This window comes from Nonomuraea sp. PA05 (assembly GCF_008086045.1).
In the GTDB taxonomy this organism is placed as follows: Bacteria; Actinomycetota; Actinomycetes; order Streptosporangiales; family Streptosporangiaceae; genus Nonomuraea; species Nonomuraea monospora.
In genome coordinates, this window is sequence record NZ_VSEY01000035.1 from 74,394 (window position 1) to 90,574 (window position 16,181).

At 71.2% G+C, this 16,181-nt stretch carries 13 protein-coding genes; 7 read left to right on the plus strand and 6 right to left on the minus strand.

The window, feature by feature from the left end; translation table 11 throughout:
• Positions 1–5: 5 nt before the first annotated feature.
• On the plus strand, positions 6–1,376 hold the full coding sequence (gene cysS, locus FXF51_RS42460; RefSeq protein WP_148440440.1) for a cysteine--tRNA ligase: 1,371 nt from the start codon (positions 6–8) through the stop codon (positions 1,374–1,376).
• A gap of 82 nt (positions 1,377–1,458) precedes the next feature.
• The gene (locus FXF51_RS42465; protein ID WP_148440514.1) at positions 1,459–3,945 is read left to right on the plus strand and encodes a penicillin acylase family protein; all 2,487 of its coding nucleotides are present in this window, start codon (positions 1,459–1,461) and stop codon (positions 3,943–3,945) included.
• Positions 3,946–3,954: 9 nt separating this feature from the next.
• Here FXF51_RS42465 and FXF51_RS42470 read toward each other — a convergent pair whose 3' ends face one another.
• Positions 3,955–4,365, minus strand: coding sequence for a hypothetical protein (locus FXF51_RS42470; RefSeq protein WP_148440441.1), 411 nt, complete (start codon positions 4,363–4,365; stop codon positions 3,955–3,957).
• Positions 4,366–4,440: 75 nt separating this feature from the next.
• Here FXF51_RS42470 and FXF51_RS42475 point away from each other — a divergent pair, with 75 nt between their 5' ends.
• A complete protein-coding gene (locus FXF51_RS42475; protein WP_148440442.1) occupies positions 4,441–5,334 on the plus strand; it encodes a hypothetical protein in 894 nt (297 codons plus the stop codon).
• A gap of 37 nt (positions 5,335–5,371) precedes the next feature.
• Here the strand turns inward: FXF51_RS42475 and FXF51_RS42480 are convergent, their stop codons facing one another.
• From FXF51_RS42480 to mshB, 3 genes are read right to left on the minus strand one after another with little or no spacing between them, the layout of a single operon-like run.
• Complete coding sequence (locus FXF51_RS42480; RefSeq protein ID WP_187414887.1) at positions 5,372–5,866, minus strand: flavin reductase family protein; 495 nt, start codon at positions 5,864–5,866, stop codon at positions 5,372–5,374.
• 9 nt (positions 5,867–5,875) lie between these two features.
• Entirely contained in the window at positions 5,876–6,301 is a 426-nt protein-coding gene (locus FXF51_RS42485) for a DUF6113 family protein (protein WP_148440443.1), read from the minus strand.
• A gap of 11 nt (positions 6,302–6,312) precedes the next feature.
• Positions 6,313–7,218 carry an N-acetyl-1-D-myo-inositol-2-amino-2-deoxy-alpha-D-glucopyranoside deacetylase gene (gene mshB / locus FXF51_RS42490; RefSeq protein WP_148440444.1) on the minus strand — a complete coding sequence of 302 codons (906 nt, stop codon included), beginning with the start codon at positions 7,216–7,218 and terminating at the stop codon, positions 6,313–6,315.
• 33 nt (positions 7,219–7,251) lie between these two features.
• Here mshB and FXF51_RS42495 point away from each other — a divergent pair, with 33 nt between their 5' ends.
• The 3 genes from FXF51_RS42495 to FXF51_RS42505 all read left to right on the plus strand — a co-directional run bounded on the left by FXF51_RS42495 (position 7,252) and on the right by FXF51_RS42505 (position 11,782).
• On the plus strand, positions 7,252–9,315 hold the full coding sequence (locus tag FXF51_RS42495; protein ID WP_148440445.1) for a S9 family peptidase: 2,064 nt from the start codon (positions 7,252–7,254) through the stop codon (positions 9,313–9,315).
• A 130-nt stretch (positions 9,316–9,445) separates the two neighbouring features.
• Positions 9,446–10,834: an alpha/beta fold hydrolase gene (locus FXF51_RS42500; RefSeq protein ID WP_148440446.1), complete on the plus strand. Its 1,389-nt coding sequence runs from the start codon at positions 9,446–9,448 to the stop codon at positions 10,832–10,834.
• Positions 10,835–10,945: 111 nt separating this feature from the next.
• Complete coding sequence (locus tag FXF51_RS42505) at positions 10,946–11,782, plus strand: class I SAM-dependent methyltransferase (RefSeq protein ID WP_148440447.1); 837 nt, start codon at positions 10,946–10,948, stop codon at positions 11,780–11,782.
• A 406-nt stretch (positions 11,783–12,188) separates the two neighbouring features.
• Here the strand turns inward: FXF51_RS42505 and FXF51_RS42510 are convergent, their stop codons facing one another.
• Positions 12,189–12,557: a nuclear transport factor 2 family protein gene (locus tag FXF51_RS42510; protein ID WP_148440448.1), complete on the minus strand. Its 369-nt coding sequence runs from the start codon at positions 12,555–12,557 to the stop codon at positions 12,189–12,191.
• A 75-nt stretch (positions 12,558–12,632) separates the two neighbouring features.
• Here FXF51_RS42510 and FXF51_RS42515 point away from each other — a divergent pair, with 75 nt between their 5' ends.
• Positions 12,633–15,443: a helix-turn-helix transcriptional regulator gene (locus FXF51_RS42515; protein WP_148440449.1), complete on the plus strand. Its 2,811-nt coding sequence runs from the start codon at positions 12,633–12,635 to the stop codon at positions 15,441–15,443.
• A 38-nt stretch (positions 15,444–15,481) separates the two neighbouring features.
• On the opposite strand, the gene FXF51_RS42520 is transcribed toward FXF51_RS42515, so the two are convergent.
• Positions 15,482–16,105 carry a LysE family translocator gene (locus FXF51_RS42520; RefSeq protein WP_148440450.1) on the minus strand — a complete coding sequence of 208 codons (624 nt, stop codon included), beginning with the start codon at positions 16,103–16,105 and terminating at the stop codon, positions 15,482–15,484.
• Between the last annotated feature and the right edge of the window lie 76 nt (positions 16,106–16,181).

Genomic DNA, 16,181 nt, shown 5'->3' on the forward strand with positions numbered 1-16,181 from the left:
GCTGAATGTTGCGGATCTACGACACGCGTGCCAGGCAGGTCGAGGAGATCGCCGCCGGGCGCGCGGTGCGGATGTACACGTGCGGGCCGACGGTCTACCGGCACGCGCACGTGGGCAACCTGCGCACGTACCTGCTGTCCGACCTGATCAGACGGGTCCTGGAGCGGCGGCGGGTGCGGGTCGTGGCCTGCCAGAACATCACCGACGTCGGCCACCTGATCGACGAGGGGGCCGATGACGAGGGGGAGGACAAGGTCCTCGCCCAGGCCCGCGCTGAGGGGCGTTCGCCGCTGGAGCTGGCGCGCCACTACGAGGAGGCGTTCAGGGCCGACACGGCCGCGCTCAACCTCCGGCCGCCCGAGCACATGCCCAGGGCCAGCGAGACCGTCGACCTGATGGTGGAGCTGATCGCCAAGTTGGTCGAGCAGGGGCACGCCTACGCCGTGCCCGACGGCTCGGTCTTCTTCGACGTACGGACGTTCCCCTCGTACGGCGAGATCTCCGGCAACCGGCTCGACGCGCTCAAGCCCGCCCACCGCATCGACACCGTCGATCCGCGCAAGCGCTTCCACGCCGACTGGGCCCTGTGGAAGCCCGGCGAGGGCGAGCTGACCTGGGAGACGCCGTGGGGGCGCGGCTTCCCCGGCTGGCACGTGGAGTGCTCGGCCATGTCGCTGCGCTACCTCGGGCCGCGCTTCGAGATCCACACGGCGGGCATCGACCTGCGGTTCCCGCACCACGAGGACGAGCGCGCGCAGTCGAACGCGGCGACCGGCCACGAGGTGGTCGATCACTGGGTGCACGGGGAGCACCTGCTCTTCGACGGGCAGAAGATGGCCAAGTCCACCGGGAACGTGGTGCTGCTGTCCGACGTGGTGTCGGCGGGGCTCGACCCGCTGGCCGTGCGGATGGCGTTCCTGGAGCACCGCTACCGCCAGCAGCTCAACCTCACCTGGGACACGCTGAGGGCCGCCGACCGCACGGTGCGCAGGTGGCGCTCGCGGGTGGCGGAGTGGGCCGAGTCGGTCAGCGCGCCGCTGTCGCGGGAGCACGTGGACCGGGCCGAGTCGGCCTTCGACGACGACCTCGACACGCCGGCGGCGCTGCGGGTCCTGCGGGAGCTGGAGCGCGACGACTCGGTGGCGCCGGGGGCGAAGTTCGAGACGTTCCTGCATCTGGACCAGGTGCTGGGGCTCGACCTGTCGATCGACATCGGCAAGCCCAAGGTGCTGCCGCCCGGGGCCGCCGAGTTGCTGGAGGCGCGGGCCAGGGCGCGCGAGTCGGCCGACTGGGCCGCCTCCGACCGGCTGCGGGACGAACTGGCGGAGCTGGGTGTGCGGGTGTCCGACACGGCGGAGGGGCAGACCTGGGCCTGACGCGTCCGGAGGAGTGATCACGAACTGCCAGACTTGATGTCGGTTCGGCATGAAGGAGGTGGCGGTGAGGCCCTATGCGTGGATGCCGTGGCCGTTGCGGTGGTCCGCTCGGGTGTTGACCGTGCTTCTGGCACTGGTGGTGGTGCTGGCCGGGGTGGTCGTCTACACGGTGCGCAAGTCGTTCCCGCAGGTGGACGGGACGCTGCGGCTCCCCGGCCTGACCGGCAACGTCGAGATCTACCGGGATGAGTCGGGGATCCCCCACATCTATGCCGACAGCGCGGCGGACCTGTTCATGGCGCAGGGCTTCGTCCACGCCCAGGACCGCTTCTACGAGATGGACTTCCGCCGCCACCTGACGGCCGGACGCCTGTCCGAGCTGTACGGCGCCTCCACCCTCGACAACGACAAGGCCCTGCGCACCATGGGCTGGCGCCGCGTGGCCGAGCGGGAGGTGCCCGAGCTGTCGCAGGAGACGCAGGGCTACCTCGACGCGTACGCCAAGGGGGTCAACAACTGGCTCAGCGCCAACCCCAACGCCTCCGACCGCAGCCTGGAGTACTCCATCCTGAAGCTCCAGGGCGGCGGCGGCGCGCCGGAGAAGTGGACGCCGGTCGACTCCGTCGCCTGGCTGAAGGCGATGGCGTGGGACCTGCGCTCCAACGTCGAGGACGAGATCGACCGCGCCCTGGCCCTGACCAAGCTGCCCAAGGAGCGGGTCGAGCAGCTCTACCCCGGCTACCCGTTCGACCGCCACCTCCCGATCGTCAGCGAGGGCGCCGTCATGCGGGGCCGCTTCGACCAGCGCGCCGAGCCGCGGCTGCCCGGCGATCGGGCGCTCGCCGACGCGGCCGGCACGCTCGACGACGTGCCCAGCTCGATGGGCTCGGGCGACCGGTCCGGCCTCGGGTCGAACTCGTGGGTGATCTCCGGCGAGTACACCGGCAGCGGCAAGCCGCTGCTGGCCAACGACCCGCACCTGTCGCCGCAGCTCCCGTCCGTCTGGTATCAGGCGGGGCTGCACTGCCGCAAGATCACCGAGACGTGCCCGTACGACGTGACCGGGTTCACCTTCTCCGGCGTGCCAGGCGTGATCATCGGGCACACGGACAAGATCGCGTGGGGCTTCACGAACCTCGGCCCCGACGTGGCCGACCTCTTCCTGGAGCAGGTGGAGGGCGACACGTACCTGTACAAGGGCTCGCGGCTGCCGCTGGAGACCCGGCAGGAAAAGATCAAGGTGGCCGGGGGCAAGACCGTCACGCTGACCGTGCGCAGCACCCGGCACGGCCCGCTGATCAACGAGGTCATCCCCACCGCCAAGCCCAGCGGCGAGGCGAACGCGGTGGCCCTGCAGTGGACGGCGCTGACGCCGGGCAAGACGGTCGACGCGATCTTCGCGCTGAACAGGGCCGGTGGCTGGCAGGAGTTCAGGACGGCGGCGTCCCTGTTCGACGTGCCCGCGCAGAACCTCGTCTACGCCGACACCTCCGGCAAGATCGGCTACCAGGCGCCGGGCCGCGTCCCCGTGCGCGCGAACGGCGACGGCACCTGGCCGGTCCCCGGCTGGACCGGCGAGTACGACTGGAACGCCGCCCCCATCCCCTACGACCAGCTCCCCTCGGTCGAGGACCCGGCCGACGGCTTCGTCGTCACGGCCAACAACGCCGTCATCGACCCCCAGCGCTACAAGCCGCTGCTCACCCGGGACTGGTCGTACGGCTACCGCTCGGAACGCATCCGCACGCTGCTCAAGGAGGCCATCAAGAAGGGCCCCGTCGACGCGGCCACCATGTCGGAGATCCAGCAGGACACCCACAACGGCTTCGCCGAGACGCTCGTCCCCGCGCTGACGCGGGTGGACCTGGCGGGCCCGTCCGTCGAGGCCAGAGACCTGCTCAAGACGTGGGACCGCACGCAGGGCACGGGCTCGGCCGCCGCCGCCTACTTCAACGCCGTCTGGCGTCACCTGCTCACGCTGACGTTCGACGACGACCTGCCGGAGTCTGCCCGCCCCGCGGGCGGCGACCGCTGGTACGAGGTCGTCAGGCGGCTGCTGGAGGCGCCGGAGGACCCGTTCTGGGACGACGTGACCACCCGCGAGGTCAAGGAGACCCGCGACGACATCCTGCGCCAGGCCATGGCCTCGGCGCACCAGGAGCTCGCCGACCTGCTCGGCGCGGACGTCAAGGCGTGGCGCTGGGGCGACCTGCACCAGCTCGAACTGGTCAACGGCTCGCTCGGGACCTCGGGCATCGCGCCGGTGGAGGCGCTGTTCAACCGGGGGCCGCTGCAGGTGGCAGGGGGCAAGGACGCGGTGAACGCGACGGGCTGGAACGTCCGGAGCGGTTACGCGATCACGGCGGTGCCGTCGATGCGGATGGTGGTCGACCTGTCGGACCTGGACAAGTCCCGGTGGATCAACCTGACCGGCGCCTCCGGGCACGCCTTCCACGACAACTACTGGGACCAGGCCGAGGCGTGGGCGCGCGGCGAGCTGATGCCGATGTACTCCAAGCCGGAGTCGGTCAGGAAGGCCGCGGTGCACACGCTCAAGCTGACCCCCTGACGCCGGGGGTCAGCGCCGGCGCCACCACAGCCGTTGGCGCGGATATCCGCCGTCGTCCAGACCCGCCAGGCGTTCGAAGACGTTGTACGACGCCTGATGACCGCAGACGACCACCGAGCCGAGCATGGCCAGGAGGTAGAGCGGCAACATCGGCAGCCCGAGGCACCACGCCCACTGCGTGGCGTGTCGCCCCTCGTGCGCGATGAGCCGCTCGTCGAGCGCGTCCCTCCTGGTCAGAACCACGTTCCCGACGGTGAACGCCCCCGCGATGGGGAAGCGGTAGCGGTATCCGAAAGCGAGAATGAGCCCGTCAGGACCGGACATTCTGGACGCGCCGCCCACGACGGCGAGCAGCAGGCCGAGCGGCGTCGAGAGGTTCACGTAGTTCGCCGCGCGGCGGAACCGGAGTCGCCTGTTCATGCGTCTGAACCTTGACTCATCTTGACAAGTCGGAATAATGATCCCCGTCCTGAAATCTCCCACAAGAGCAGGATTATGAGATTCTCCATCCTGGGCGCGCTGCTCGGCACCGTCGCACTGGCAGGAGCCGGCGGAGTTGCGATCACCCAGACGTCAGCGACCGATTCCCTACGATTCACCGACACTCCTCTCAACGCGCAGGTGGCGTTAGCCGGCGACCCGACCACGTCGCCGCCCCCCACGACGTCGCCGACCCCGACCGAGACCACCAGCCCCCCTACTGAGGGGGAGTACACCGCGCAGACGCGGGTGGTCAAGAGGCGAGGCGTTTCCTACCTCGACGTCTCGGTCACCTACGAAGGGGCGGCGTTCTTCAACGTCGAACAGCGAGTGTGCAAGAGGAGAGCGTGTAAGACCGCGAGCGTCGACCTCACGGTCGTCGGGGGCGAATCAAGCGCCACCACCCGGCTGGGCCGGGGCACGTACAAGAAGCGAGGGCAGCCGGGTGTCAGCATGGCGCCGCTGCCGACCGTCACCATCCGCGAGACGGTCACGGTGACCGAGCCAGGTCCCACGGTCACGGTCACCGAGCCGGGGCCGACGGTCACCGAGACGTTCACCTGTCAGCCGTACGTCGAGCCGACTCTTCCGCCCTCCGAGGAACCACCCACGGACACTGTCTCCCCGACGGCCACCGTCTCGGAGACCCCGACGCCGACGCCTACCGTCAGCGAAACCCCGACCGACACCGTGTCTCCCACCGTGTCCCCGACCGTGTCCCCCACGGTTACCCCGACCGAAACTCCGACCGAAACCCCGACCCCCACCGAGATCCCGACCTGTCCGCCGCCGTCCGAGCCTCCCACGGAGTTGCCCACGGACAGCCCCACGCCGACGGACACCAGCGTTCCCACCGACACCGCGACGACCTCACCGTCCGAGTCGGTCAGCGCACCCGCCGCACAGTAGCGGGGTTCGGGCCAGGCCACGTGCCTGGCCCGAATCGCTACAGGGACTTGTAACGGCCCTCGTGGTACAGCAGCGGCGGCCCGTCCGACGGCATGCCCAGCGCCGTAACCCCGCCCACCACGATCGAGTGGTCGCCGCCGTCGTGCACCGCCGTGGTCGCGCACTCCACGGTGGCGATGGCCCCGTCGAAGAGCGCCACCCCCGACTCGCCCCGGTGGTGCGGCCACCTGGCGAGCTGCCCGTTCAGCGGCCGTCCACGGTGGGCGAAGAACCGCGAGGCGTCCTCCATGGACGCCGGCAGGATCGACACGCCCCACACCCCGGACTCCAGCACCGCGTCGTGGAAGCGCGCCACCTTCTCCGCGCAGAACAGCACCAGCAGGGGATCGAGGGACACGGAGGTGAAGGAGTTGATCGTCATCGCGTGATCGACGTCGTCCAGCCTGGTCGTCACGATCGCGACTCCGGTGGCGAAGCGGCCGACGACCTTCCTGTATGTACTGGGGTCCGCGTGCCGCTCGATGGAATGCACCTAGCTACTTTATGCCTCTACGTCTGGTTTTTCGGAGGGGTACCCCCGCAAGAGCCACGAACCCCCTCCCGACGAGGGCGAAAACAGATAAGCCCCGACGAGAGCCACCAACCCCCCGTACAGGTAGACGTACCCGGAGGGACCTGACGCGATCACCAGGTCGCCCATCCCCAGCTCCAATGTGAACGGCATGGTCACCAGCAGCCAGCCGATCGCCGTCACCATGGCCCCCAGCCTGGCGCGCATCAGCCTGCCCGCCGCCAGGCAAACCCCGAACAGCGCCAGCGCCCAGCCGATCGCCGACACCGGCACCGCGCCCCACTGCCACGTGGGATGCGTGAAGCCGCCCACGACGGCCATGACGACCCCGAGCACGAACAGCATGCCGTACGCCGCCCCGCCCAGCGCCGACTCGGCCTGGCTGCGATGTTCCATGTCGAATGAGGTTAGTGGATGCCCGCGAAGAGATCGTTCTCGCGGGTGTGGGGTTCACCGAGGCCGCCCGCGTCCACCGGGGCGCCGGGAACCGCCGGGCCGGGGACGCCGATCGCCAGCGTGTAGTGCTCGACGGCCGCCACCTCCTGGCCGATGTTGTTCGACAGCGCGAACCAGGGGGCCCGGACGCTGATCTGCGTGGCGTGCGCGCGCAGCGCCTCCAGCTTGTCGCCGACCCACGGGCGGGCGTCGATCTCGGTGGTGACGTCCTCGTCGGGGCTGCCGAACGGCATGTCGTCCACGTTCTCCGTCAGGAAGCCGGCGTCGGCCTCCGCCAGCGCCTCCGCCGCGCGCCGCATCACCGACCTGGCCACCGCCGTGTGGTAGAACTTCGCGATCTGCCAGGGCTCGCCCTCGCCGAAGCCCGGCTTCGCCGCCAGCTCGAACGCCCTGCGCGAGACCCGGTGCGCCTGGATGTGGTCGGGATGGCCGTAGAAGCCGTTGGCGTCGTAGGTGACGAGGACCTGCGGGCGTACCTCACGGATGACCTTCACCAGCTCGCCCGCCGCCTCGTCGAGGTCGGCGCCCCAGAACGCGCGCGGGTGGTCGTTGGAGGCCGCCCCCATCATGCCCGAGTCGCGCCAGCGGCCCGGCTCGCCCAGGAAGCGGTGGTCCTCCACGCCGAGCGCCTGGCAGGCCGCCGCCAGCTCGCCGATCCGGTACTGGCCCAGCGTGTCGTCCTGGTCGGCGGCCAGGTGCGCGAGGTCCGCGGGGATGATCTCGCCCTCCTCGCCGAGCGTGCAGGTCACCAGCGTGACGTGGGCGCCCTCCGCGACGTACTTGGCCATGGTCGCGCCGGTGCCGATCGACTCGTCGTCCGGGTGGGCGTGCACGAGCAGGAGCCGTCGATCAGTCATGCCCATGAGCGTAGCAATGGCAGGATTGAGGCCATGAGCGAGAGCTTCCCGCGCCTGTCAGCCCGCACCCGCCGATTCACCCTGGGGGTTCCCCGCGGCTTCACGATCTCCCCCGACGGCGGCCGGGTGGTCTTCCTGCGGACGAAGACCGGCACCGATCCGGTGACCTGCCTGTGGGAGCTCGACACCGACACCCACGTCGAGCGCCTCGTCGTCGATCCGCGCGCCCTCGACGCCGGCGAGGAGAACCTGCCGCCGGAGGAGCGCGCCAGGCGCGAGCGCAGCCGCGAGGCCGCCGGCGGCGTCGTCGCCTACGCCACCGACGCCGCGCTGACCAGGGCCTGCTTCGCGCTGTCCGGCAAGCTGCACGTGGTGGAGCTGGCCGCCGGGCAGACGCGCGCGCTCGCCACGCCCGGCCTGGTCATCGACCCCCGCCTCTCGCCCGACGGGCGGCACGTCGCCTACGTCTGCGACGGCGCCCTGCGCGTGCAGAGCCTCGACACGGGCGACGACCGCGCGCTGGCCACGCCCGAGTCGGAGACGGTGACGTACGGGCTGGCCGAGTTCATCGCCGCCGAGGAGATGGACCGCATGCGCGGCCACTGGTGGTCGCCGTCCGGCGACGCCCTCCTCGTCGAACGGGCCGACGAGGCGCCCGTGCGGGTCTGGCACATCGCCGACCCCGCCAACCCCGACCGCACGCCGGTCGCCCAGCGCTATCCCGCCGCCGGCACCCCCAACGCCCGCACCGAGCTGTTCGTGCTCGGGCTCGACGGGTCGCGGGTGGCGGTGCCGTACGAGGAGGAGTACCTCGCCGCGGCCGCGTGGGACTCCCACGCGCTGTCCATCGTCACGCTGACCCGCGACCAGCGCACCATGCGGCTGTTCTCGGCCGACCCCGCCACCGGCGCGACCAGCCTCGTCCGCGAGGACACCGACCCGGCCTGGGTCGACATCGTCGGCGGCGTCCCCGCGCACCTCGACGACGGCTCGCTCGTCTGGGTGGCCAACGCCGACGGCGGCCACCGCCTGTACGTCGGCGACCGCGCCGTCACCCCGCCCACTCTGCAGGTGCGCGCCGTGCTCGACGTCGACCACGACAGCGTGCTGTTCAGCGCCAGCGGCGACCCCACCGAGATCCACCTGTGGACCTGGGACGGCCACTCACTCCTGCCCGTCTCCACCCGATCCGGCGTGTTCTCCGGGCGGATGGCGGGCGGCGTCGGCGTGCTCAGCGAGCAGAGCATCGACGACGAAGGCGTCTCCACCACCGTCGTCCGACGCGACGGCATGGCCGTCCCCATCCCGTCCTTCGCCGAACGGCCCGGCCTCGACCTGCGCGTCTCCCTCGGCCGCTCCGGCCGCCGCGAGCTGGCCACCGCCGTGGTGCTGCCGTCCTGGTACGAGCAGGGGTCGGGCAAGCTGCCCGTGCTGATGGACCCGTACGGGGGGCCGCACGCTCAGCGTGTGCTCAACCGGCGCGGCGCCTTCCTGGAGAGCCAGTGGTTCGCCGAGCAGGGCTTCGCCGTCATCGTCGCCGACGGCCGCGGCACCCCCGGCCGGGGCACCGAATGGGAGCGCGCCGTACTCAACGACCTGGCCACCCCCGCTCTGGAGGACCAGATCGACGCGCTGCAGGGCGTCGCCGAGCAGTACCCCGACGACCTCGACCTGACCCGGGTCGCCATCCGCGGCTGGTCGTTCGGCGGCTTCCTGGCGGCGCTCGCGGTGCTGCGCCGTCCTGACGTGTTCCACGCCGCCGTGGCGGGGGCGCCTGTCACCGACTGGCGGCTGTACGACACCTGCTACACCGAGCGGTACCTGGGGGACCCTGGGCGGCAGCCGGAGGTCTACGACAAGTCATCGCTGTTCGGCGACGCGGGGAAGCTGGAGCGGCCGTTGTTGCTGGTGCACGGGCTGGCTGATGACAACGTCGTGGCCGCTCACACGTTGCGGTTGTCGTCCGCGTTGCTGGCGGCGGGGCGACAGCACAGTGTGCTGCCGTTGTCGGGGGTCACGCATATGACGCCGCAGGAGGTGGTGGCGGAGAATCTGCTGCTGCTTCAGGTGGAGTTCCTCAAGAAGGCGCTGGGCTGATCCGGGCGGCGCGCGGGGCTCTGCGGTGGGCCCCGCGCCGCCGCATCAAACCGTGGTCGGACACCCGCCCCCCAAAGACCAAACCCTGGTCCGACGCGCACCGGCCCCCGTCTTCGGCATCGTCTAGGCCATGCGCAAGCCCGTCACCCTCACCCTCATCCTCACCCTGCTCACCACGGCCTCCCAGCCCGCCCAAGCGACGACGACCGTTGCCTGGCAGCCCTGCCCGAACGACACCATCGGCATGGAATGCACCGACCTCCAAGTGCCCGCCGACTGGCAGAAACCCGAAGGCCGCAAGATCACCCTCAAGATCGGCCGCCTCAAGTCCGCCGGCACCTCAAAGGGCTCGGTCCTGATCTCCTACGGCGGCCCCGGCGCCCCGGGCATCGCCACCACCCAGTCCCTCCAGTCCTGGTGGACCGACCTGCGCAAAACCATGGACATCATCACGTGGGACACCCGCGGCTACGGCCCCGACCCGTTCCAGGGCCTCAGCACCGGCCTGCCATGCACCTGGACCCGCATCCCCATCGCCGGCCTCCCCCAGGACGACGCCGACTTGGGCCGCCTGTCCGACACGAACCGCGGCTACGCCGAGGCCTGCCGCCACAAAGACCCTGAACTGTTCGCCAACATGAGCTCAGCCGACCACGCCCGGGACATGGAAGCGATCAGAAAGGCCTTGGGCGACGCCAAACTCAACTACTACGGCGCCTCCTACGCGGGCTTCTACGGCCAGGCCTACGCCCGCCTCTTCCCGAACAGCGTCCGCACGATGGTCCTCGACGGCACGTGGAACCACAGCACCGCCGACTGGCCACGGGAGCTGGAGGCCATGGCGAAGGCGAACGAGCAGTCGATGCGCCGCTTCTTCACCTGGTGCGCCGCCAACGACTGCGAGGACGTCCCCGCCCTCTGGCGCAAGCTGATCACCCGGGCGACCGGCACCCCCGTCCCCACCACGACGGCGAACGTCGCCTACAAGGCCGGCGACCTCCAGTCCTTCGCCATAGCCATGGCCCGCCAGGGCACCCCGGCCTGGCCGAAGCTGGCCACCGCGATCCGTAAGGCGAGCAAGGGCGACGCCTCCGACTTCGTACCGGCCAGGGGCGCCCGCTACCCGGACCAGGCCACCCCGGTGACGGAATGCACCGACTGGCCCCGCTTCGCCAACCTCAAGCAACTGACGACCACGATCAACCGCCTCCGCAAGGTCGCCCCGAACGCCGGCGCCGCCAACACCTTCGCCACCGGCACCCTCAACTGCATCGGCTGGCCCGTCACCGTCACCAACCCGCCCGCACCTCTCCCCCGCGCCCTCCCGCCACTGCTCGGCGCAGGCGCATGGGGCGAGTCCGACGCGACGGAACGCGTCCTGTCCCAAGTCCCGAACAGCGTCACGATTCACCACGACGGCCCGGGCCACACCCTCTACGGCGTCAACCCGTGCGCCCGCGACCACATCAACCGCTATTTCACCGACGCCACCCTCCCGCCCCGCACGACGACCTGCTGAGCTCCCCCGATCAACAACTCACCACCCATGCCCTTGACGCGCGCTTCTCTATAGTTTAACTCTAGTAACTGTCACTAGAGTTCAACTCTATCAACGAAGCGAGGCGGCACCATGCCCAACATCGTCAACACGCAGCAAGCCGAAGCCTGGAACGGATGGGAAGGCCAGACCTGGGCCGACAACCCGGACTACTACAACGGCATGCTCGACGGCTTCAACGAGGCACTCTTCACCGCCGCCGCGATCGAGGAAGACGACCAGGTGCTGGACGTCGGCTGCGGCACGGGCCGCACCACGCTGCTGGCGGCCGGCAGGGCAGCACGGGGCACCGCCCTGGGCATCGACCTGTCGGCCCCGATGCTGAAGCGCGCCCGCGCCGACGCCGCCGGACAAGGCGTGGCCAACGCCGTCTTCGAGGAGGGAGACGCCCAGGTCCACCCCTTCGGCGACGGCAAGTACGACGTCGCCATCAGCCGTGGCGGCGTGATGTTCTTCGCCGACCTGGTCGCCGGCTTCACCAACATCGCCCGCGCCCTGCGCCCCGGAGGCCGCCTGGCGATCATCACCTCGGTCCCCGGCTCCCCCGACAGCGACTACGCCCGCGCGACCGCCGCTCTGCGCGACCACATGCGGCGCCCCTCCCCCGCCGCCCAGGGCATGATGTCCATGGTCGACCCCACCCGCATCAACGACGTACTGACGGACGCCGGCTTCACCAACATCGACATGCAGATCATCGAAGCCATGGAGAACCTCGGCCGCACCGCCGACGAGGCTGCCACCAACATCTGCGCCATGGGCCCGGTCCGCTTCAACCTCTCCGACCTCGACGAGCCCACCATCGCCGCTCTCCGCGACGCGGTACGCGACGGCCTACGCCCGTACGAGACCCCGGAGGGCGTTCAGCTACGCGCGAGGGTGCGCCTGACCACCGCCACCCGCCCATAACAACCGCCACTCGCCCATAACCAGCGCCACCCCACCCGTAGCCGACGCCACCTCCCCCTGACCGCCATGCCGAGAGGGACAGCGAGCCGTGCAGCAACCGGCGGGAGCGGCCGAGCGAGTCGATGGCCTTGCCGTGGATGAGCCGCCCGGCCGCCTCCCAGAGGGTCGCGTTCTCGGCGGACATCGTGCCGTAGACCTTGACCCGCCCGATACGGTCACCGGTCGGCATGGAGCCAAACCGCTTCTGCCGGTCGATGAAGGTCCGGGCCTGAGGGCTGATCGTGCCCTCGATGAGCGGGCCGTCCGCCCGCCGCGCCTGTGCGGGCGCGGCGAGCGTGACGAGCGGTAAGGCTGCCAGCAGGGCGGCGGTCAGGATGCGTCTGCTCGTCGCCTTGGGGGCACGGGCTCACGCACCCGTCGGGATTTTGTCGAGGAAGCCGTGCACGCGCTCGATGCGTCCCCCGGCGGTGAGCACGGCCACGTCGAACCCGACGACCAGGGCCTCGGCGCCGTCCTGGGCCAGCTCCCAGGTGAAGCGGGCGATGTCGTGGTGGGCGTCCACCGGCCCCGCCAGGCTGAAGGTGAAGCCGGGGAACTGCTCCTGGACGGCCGCGATGGTGGCGTCGATGGCGTCGGTGCCGGCGGCGACCGCCAGCGGGTCGGTGTAGACGCCGTCGGGGGACCACAGCTCGTCGATGGCCGCGCGGCGGGTGTCGGCGTCGGTCTCGTTCCAGGTGGCGATGTAGCGAGCGATGAGCTCGTCGATGTTCTTCATGAGCAAGAACGCTAGAGAAACCGCCCATAGCGAACATCTGTCGCGAATAGGTACTTCTACCGGTAGAAGGAACGCATGCTGTACGGGAGAGAAGCCGAGACATCGGTCATCGACGAGCTCCTCGCCGCCGTGCGATCAGGGCGCAGCGGCGCTCTGATAGTCAAGGGCGAGCCGGGAATCGGTAAGACCGCGCTGCTCGACTACGCCGCCGAACGCGCCGATGGCATCCAGGTCATCCGGCGCGTCGGCGTCCCGTCCGAGAGCGAGCTGGCGTACGCGGGGCTGCACCTGCTGCTGCGCCCCGCACTGGACCGGGCGGACAAGCTGCCGCCGCCGCAGCGGCGCGCGCTGGAGGCGGCGCTCGGCCTGACGGAGACGCAGGGCGCCGACGCGCTGCTCGTCGGCCTGGCCACGCTGTCGCTGCTGGCCGAGCTGGCCGAGGACGGCCCCGTCCTGTGCCTCATCGACGACGTGCAGTGGCTCGATCCCGGCTCCCGCACCGCGCTGGCCTTCGCCGCCCGGCGGCTGGACGCCGAAGGCCTGGCCCTGATCATGGCCACCCGGGACGACGACACGCACGGGCTGCCCGAGATCACGCTGACCGGCCTGGCGTCGTCGGCCGCGGCGGCCCTGCTGAAGGGCAGCAGCCTGACCCCCGGCCAGCGCTACCGGGTGCTCGCCGAGGCGCAGGGCAACCCGCTCGCCCTCATCGAGCTGCCCGCCGCCCTGCGCCAGGATCCCCACGGCTCCGGCGCGCTCCCGCTGGGCAGCCGGTTGCAGGCCGCCTTCCACAGCCAGGTGGACCACCTGCCGGAGGCGACCCAGACGCTGCTGCTGGTGGCCGCCGCCGGGGAAGGCCTGGACGAGGTGCTCGCCGCCGCCGCGCTGCTCGGCGTGAGCGCCGCCGACCTGCGCCCCGCCGAGACCGAGGGCCTGGTGACCACCGCCGGGCAGCACGTACGCTTCCGTCACCCGCTGATCCGCGAGGCCGTCTACCAGCGAGCCCCGATCAGCGCGCGCCTGGCCGTGCACGGCGCCCTGGCCCGGGCGCTGACCAGAGACCACCACGCCGACCGGCGGGCCTGGCACCTGGCCGCGGCGACCGTCGGCCCCGACGAGGACGTGGCGGCGGAGCTCGAACGCACCGCGCAGCGGGCCGCGCGCCGTCACGGGTACGCCGCGGCGGCCACCGCGTACCGGCGCGCCGCCGCACTCACCCACGGCGAGGACGAGACCCGCGCCCGTCGCCTCACCCTGGCGGCCGAGTCCGCCACCGAGGCGGGCAGGCTCGACTGGGGGCAGTCGCTCGCGGACGAGGCCGGCGCGCTGACCACCGACCCCGCGCTGCGTTCGCGCATCATCCACACCCAGGCCACCACCCACTTCGGACGCGGACAGTACGGCGAGGCGCACCGCCTGATGACCGAAGCCGCCCGGCTGAACCCGGCGCTGCTGGTCCGCGCCTGCCAGACCGCCTGGTACGCCGGTGAGGCCGAGCTGTCCGAGGTGGTCGCCTGCCTGGTGCGGGCCCTGTCGGAGGCCCGGCTGGACGAGCCCGCCGCCGCCCTGGCCCGCCTGGAGACGGCCGCCTTGACCCGGCTGTTCGGCGGCGACGCGACCGGCCAGGCTCGCTTGGGAACCGCCACCGGCGAGCCGACCGGCCTGATGCCGCTGGACCAGGCCGTGGCAGAGGCCGGGCACGCACTGGACCAGGCCGTGGCAGAGGCCGGGCACGCACTGGACCAGGCCGTGGCAGAGGCCGGGCAGGCGCTGGACCAGGCCGTGGCGGAGGCCGGGCACGCACTGGACCAGGCCGTGACAGAGGCCGGGCAGGCGCTGGACGCTTACCCGCCGGGCCTGGCGGCCATGGTCTGCGGCGCGCCGCTCATCGCCGGCCAGGACGCCGCGACCCTGCACCTGTCCACCCGCCTGATCGCCCGCTGCCACGCCGAGGGCAGCATCGGCGTCCTGCCCATGGTGCTGTACTTCCAGGCGCAGGCCGAGCTGTTCCACAGCGGCCGCCACCACGAGGCGGGCACCGCCGCGACCACCGCCCTGCGCCTGGCCGAGAACACCGGCCAGCACCAGTGGGCCGCGCTGAACAGGGGCTTGCTCGCTTACCTGGCCGCCGTCGAAGGGGACGAGGACGCGCACGGCCGGCTCACCGCGGAGGTGGCGCGGAGCCCGGCCGTCCCCATGCAGGGCGCCATGTGGGCCGACTGGGCCAGGGCCATGCTGGACCTGGGCCAGGGCAGGGCGGAGACGGCGCTCGGCCGGTTGGAAACCCTCACGAAGGGCCCGGGCTGGTACCACGTCTCGGCCATCCGGTGCGTGCCCGACCTGGTGGAGGCCGCCGTACGCAGCGGTGAGCCCGACAGGGCCAGGCCCGCCCTGGCCAGGTACCTGCGCCTCGACCAGCGTCACCTCATCGAGCGCTGCCTGGCCCTGCTCGCCGGGGACGATGCCGAGGCGCACTACCTGGCGGCTCTGGAAGCCGGCGGCCCGGCCTTCGAGCACGCGCGGACCCGGCTGCTGTACGGGGAGTGGCTGCGCAGGACCCGCCGCCGCGGCGTCGCGGCCGGTCACCTGCGTGAGGCGCTGGAGACGTTCGAACGCCTGGGCGCCGCCCCCTGGGCCGGCCGGGCCAGAACCGAGCTGCTGGCCGCGGGCGGTCCGGCCACCGCGCCGGCACCCGGCAGACCGACCGGTCTGACGTCGCAGGAACGGCAGATCGTCCAGCTCGCCGCGCGGGGGCTGTCCAACAAGGACATCGCCGCCCAGCTCTTCCTGAGCCCCCGCACGGTCGGCTACCACCTGTACAAGGCCTATCCCAAGCTGGGTGTGGCCTCCCGCGGCGAGCTGGCCACGCTCGCCACCCTCGGCTGAGCGCACTCGGAGAAGTGCGAAGGAGAAGCTGAGCGCACTCAGGAGAGCGCGAGGCCGACGGCGAGCACGGCGAGCAAGGAGCCCATGGCCATCCGCTGAAAGCGCAGCCAGGCGGGGCGGGCGGCCAGGAAGCCCGCGATGCCACCCGCCGCCACCACGATCGACAGGTTCACCAGGAGCGCGACCGTCACCTGCACGCAGCCGAGAACGAACCCCTGAAGCAGCACGTCTCCCCGCTCCAGGTCGACGAACTGAGGGATGATCGAGACGTACAGAAGGGCGATCTTCGGGTTGAGCAGGTTGGTCATCAGCCCCATGGTGAAGAGCCTGCGCGGCGAGTCGGGCGGCATCTCACCGGCGGCGAAGACGGAGGCGCCGCCGGGCTTGAGCGTCTTCCAGGCCAGCCACAGCAGGTACAGGGCGCCGGCGATGCGGATGGCGGTGAGGAGCCCGGGAAACGCCGAGAACAGGACCGCCAGCCCGAGGTTCGCCCCCACCAGGTAGACGAGGAAGCCGGCGGCGACTCCGGCCAGGGAGATGATCCCGGCCCGCCGGCCCTGGCTGGTGCTGCGGGACACGAGGTACAGCATGTTCGGCCCCGGGGACAGCACCATGCCGAGTGCTACGAGCACGACGCCGAGCACCGCACTTTGTTCGACCATGACAGCGAAGCTAGCGACGCTCCCGATCTCGGTGCAATAGGTGCGATTGCACTCGGAGCAATGTTGTGCTTGGATG

Coding starts and splice junctions, on each gene's coding strand:
- FXF51_RS42510 (WP_148440448.1), bottom strand. CDS start 12,557: ATGAAGAACATCGACGAGCTCATCGCTCGCTACATCGCCACCTGGAAC.
- FXF51_RS42470 (WP_148440441.1), bottom strand. CDS start 4,365: ATGAACAGGCGACTCCGGTTCCGCCGCGCGGCGAACTACGTGAACCTC.
- FXF51_RS42495 (WP_148440445.1), top strand. CDS start 7,252: ATGAGCGAGAGCTTCCCGCGCCTGTCAGCCCGCACCCGCCGATTCACC.
- FXF51_RS42500 (WP_148440446.1), top strand. CDS start 9,446: ATGCGCAAGCCCGTCACCCTCACCCTCATCCTCACCCTGCTCACCACG.
- FXF51_RS42485 (WP_148440443.1), bottom strand. CDS start 6,301: ATGGAACATCGCAGCCAGGCCGAGTCGGCGCTGGGCGGGGCGGCGTAC.
- mshB (WP_148440444.1), bottom strand. CDS start 7,218: ATGACTGATCGACGGCTCCTGCTCGTGCACGCCCACCCGGACGACGAG.
- cysS (WP_148440440.1), top strand. CDS start 6: ATGTTGCGGATCTACGACACGCGTGCCAGGCAGGTCGAGGAGATCGCC.
- FXF51_RS42515 (WP_148440449.1), top strand. CDS start 12,633: ATGCTGTACGGGAGAGAAGCCGAGACATCGGTCATCGACGAGCTCCTC.
- FXF51_RS42505 (WP_148440447.1), top strand. CDS start 10,946: ATGCCCAACATCGTCAACACGCAGCAAGCCGAAGCCTGGAACGGATGG.
- FXF51_RS42475 (WP_148440442.1), top strand. CDS start 4,441: ATGAGATTCTCCATCCTGGGCGCGCTGCTCGGCACCGTCGCACTGGCA.
- FXF51_RS42465 (WP_148440514.1), top strand. CDS start 1,459: ATGCCGTGGCCGTTGCGGTGGTCCGCTCGGGTGTTGACCGTGCTTCTG.
- FXF51_RS42520 (WP_148440450.1), bottom strand. CDS start 16,105: ATGGTCGAACAAAGTGCGGTGCTCGGCGTCGTGCTCGTAGCACTCGGC.